This window comes from Bacteroidota bacterium (assembly GCA_016183775.1).
Lineage (GTDB): Bacteria > Bacteroidota > Bacteroidia > JABDFU01 > JABDFU01 > JABDFU01.
Genome location: JACPDY010000058.1, coordinates 1 through 3,615, shown reverse-complemented (window position 1 = coordinate 3,615; position 3,615 = coordinate 1). Strand labels below are relative to the sequence as shown.

Sequence of the window (3,615 nt, the reverse complement as noted above, 5' to 3'; positions counted from 1 at the left end):
TAAATATTTTTTATTGTAATTTTTTCATACGCATGCACATCACGTATGCCATCAGTGCAATTACTGAGGTAATAATTCTTAACCCAACCCGACATGCCCTCTTTCATGATATTCTCTTTTTTGATTGACGCGCCTTTTAAAGTCATGTCAACGCGGTTCCACTCTACTTCTGCACTTTCATTATTTTCCCTGTCGGGTAGTACGTTTGCACCTTCTTCTCTTTCATCCTTTTCGCTTTCTTCCTTATTTTTAATAAAAACATATGTTAATCCTTTTTCAGTAACATACATATCTAAACCCGGAGCTTCGGCTTTAAAGAGCACAAATGGAATAGGGTCGCCATTCATATCAGCCATTTGTCCTTTGTTCTCCAGAAATTTTACAGGCTGGTTCTGCATCCATTGCCGCACCTGTTCTTCATTTCCTTTAGCGTCAGAAGTTGTAATAAAAAAAATTGAGCAAATAATAAGTAAAAATAAGCACATGTAATTTGCTTTGGTTTTGATATCGTTTTTCATAAGGATTAATGTGTCATAAATGTATTCCAACAATCAGGTTATTAATAATACTACTTTGGTGAATTAACAATTGGCATCTAACAACTTGATAACAAGCAAGCATATGCAATATAATTATTGTTTTTCTTTCACTCTACAAACAGTAACGATTCGCGGCACACTCACGGCGCAGTAAGATTAACATTTATACTGCACCCGTTTTTATCCTTAATATTTATTGTGTAAGTGCCCGGACAAAGTTGATTTTTATACCTGTTAACATAACCATCGGGCCATAAATAGCTGTATGGGTTCGTCCCGCCAACTCCATTTACATGTATCCATTCTTTGCAGCCACAACCTGCACAATTGGCTGTTCCTTTGGTGAATTGTCCGGTTAAAGCAGGAGGTGAAATTACTGCGGCGCTTGCGGTAGCGGTGCAGCCTTTTGAATCGGTAATTGTTATTGTGTAATTGCCTGCTGAAAGGCCTGTAGCTGTTTGAGTGATTTGGCCATTACTCCAATTAAAAGTAAAAGGGGAAGTTCCGCTACCCGGACTAGCAATTGAATTTCCATTATTGCCGCCATTACAGGTAATGTTGATTGTATTTGTTGAAACAGAAACAGCAGGGTTAATTGTAACTACTGCCATTGAGGTAGCTGTGCTACCCCCGGAATCGGTTACTTTTACTGTGTAAGTTGTATTTGATACAGGGCACACACCTATGTTTTGCGAGGTTGCGCCGTTACTCCAGGAGTAAGTATATGGGGAAGTGCCACCAGCACCATTTGAAGTTACTGTGACGCAAGTGCCCGGGCAGGCTGAATTTCCTGTTGCAGTAATGGTAGGACCTTCACAGTTATCAGATGTTAGAGTAACAGTTTCTGTTTGTGTACAGCCATTGCTTCCTGTGACAGTTACTGTATATGTTCCCGCAGCAAGATTAGTGGCTATTTGTGTTGTTTGAGCATTATTCCACAAATAGGCGTATGGCCAGCTATTTATACCGCTTGCCCCAGCTGCTGTACTGCCATTGTTTCCGCCACATGATGCTGCGGTGCTGGTTACTGTTACTGTTATTGGGTTTAGTACAGGGGCTATTATATTGTAACAACCACTGGCATCGGTTACAATTACATAATCACCGGCCTTTATATTTGTAGCAGTTTGTGTTGTTTGCCCGTTGCTCCATAAATAAGTATATGGTAATGTTCCTCCAAATGCAGTTACTTTTGAACTGCTGCAATTGTTTGTAACTGACAAATTGGGGCCATTGGAATTCCCGATAATGGCTACTGCGGTTGAAGTACACCCACTGGCATTTGTGACTGTAACTTTATATGCTCCCGCCGAAAGCCCTGTAGCGGCCACAGTTGTTTGTCCGTTACTCCAGCCATAGGTGTAAGGGCCTGTACTGGGGGCCGGAGGAAATGGCTGAACCAATGCGGTTGCTTTACCTGTTGTTCCCCCACATGTAGATGTTTGATTTTGAATTGCAAGCACAGAAAACCCGGGTTCTGTTATTGCTATTGGTACAGCGCCTAAACATCCATTGGCATCAGTTGCTGTTATTGCATAGTTTCCAGCTTTTAAGCCGGTAGCATTGGGGCCGTTTTGCCCATTACTCCAGCTATAAATATATGGGCCAATACCCCCTATTGCAGTGGCTATGGAACTACCGGTATTATCTCCCGGGCACAGTACATTTTGCAGCGTTGTATTTATGCTTACGTTGCCTGTATTGTTGATTATCTCTATCGTTCGTATGGAGGTGCATCCTGTATTATCAGTTACGGTTACTGTGTATACACTTGCATTTAACCCGGTGGCCGTTTGTGTTGTTTGTCGTTCGTATGGAGGTGCATCCTGTATTATCAGTTACGGTTACTGTGTATACACTTGCATTTAACCCGGTGGCCGTTTGTGTTGTTTGTCCGTTGCTCCAGCTATAAATATATGGGCTGGTGCCACTTATTATATTCACTGTAGCATTTCCGGTTTTACTACCTGCACTACAACCTGCATCGGTTGGGCTGATACCAATACTTACGTTACCTGTATCTTTTACAATGGTATATAATTTGTTCGATATGCAGCCTGTATTATCCGTAACAGTAACAGTATAATTACCTGCGGAAAGACCTGTGGCAGTTTGTGATGTTTGTCCTGCTGGGCTCCAACTATAGGTATATGGTCCGGTGCCGCCCGAAGCGGTTACAGTAGCGCTACCCGGATTAACGCAACCCGCATTAATTTGATTAGGTGTTAAAGTTAAACCGCCGCTTCCGCTAATGGTAAAATAAACAGTATCGGGCACCTGGATACACGCGGCATCGGTTACTATAACATTATAATTGCCCGCGCATAAACCGGTAATTGTATTGGTAGCGGCAACAGTATTTAATGTTTGGGAGCCATTATTCCAAACGTAATTATAGGGGGCTGTACCGCAATTAACAGTTACCGTAGCTGTGCCATTGCAACTGCAGCCGCTTTGATTTACTTGCACTTTTGTATATGTGGGCGAAACAGGAACAAACTTCATAATAAAACTATCGTCGTTACCATTTGGTGTATTATCAAAATATGCCCCACCTGCCGGATTCATAGTTGGTAAACCTGCTCCGGAAGCATAATTGGTCCACTCTCCTCCAAAAAAAACATTGTTATTTTTGTCAATAGCCAATGGACTCCTGAAATCATTGTTGCTTCCACCTATATAAGTGGCCCATAATAAAGTGCCGGTATTATTAAATTCAACAAGAAATTGATCTGAACCGGTTCCTCCTCCAAAGCTTCCGTCAAAATAGGATGCACATCCGGGGTTAAGAGTTGGTATATTGCTTGAATACGTATCAAAACTAATATATATATTACCACAATTATCTATTTCAAGATTATCCCCAGAAGTAGGTCCTTGTCCTCCATCTTCCAATTGATTCCCTCCATAATAAGTAGCCCATTGCCTCATGCCTGTATTTGAAAACCGGAGTATAAATGCATCTGACGCACCTTTGTAACCGCTAAAATAGGCGCTACCCCAGGACTGAGTAGGAAAGTCAGAAGCATCTGTTACACCTGTAACATAAATATTTCCGGTAACATCTACTCTGAGG

At 41.7% G+C, this 3,615-nt stretch carries 3 protein-coding genes and 1 pseudogene; all 4 read right to left on the bottom strand.

Annotation, left to right across the window (positions count from 1 at the left end):
- Positions 1 to 518 (bottom strand): hypothetical protein (locus HYU69_07300; protein MBI2270149.1); only part of this gene is annotated, 518 nt, incomplete at its 3' end.
- Between the two features lie 161 nt (positions 519 to 679).
- Positions 680 to 2,002 carry a hypothetical protein gene (locus HYU69_07295; protein ID MBI2270148.1) on the bottom strand — a complete coding sequence of 441 codons (1,323 nt, stop codon included), beginning with the start codon at positions 2,000 to 2,002 and terminating at the stop codon, positions 680 to 682.
- Between the two features lie 111 nt (positions 2,003 to 2,113).
- A pseudogene (locus tag HYU69_07290) lies at positions 2,114 to 2,377 on the bottom strand (SprB repeat-containing protein).
- The coding region (locus HYU69_07285; GenBank protein MBI2270147.1) for a SprB repeat-containing protein at positions 2,286 to 3,615 on the bottom strand (1,330 nt) is incomplete at its 5' end. The gene HYU69_07285 and the pseudogene HYU69_07290, both read right to left, overlap by 92 nt.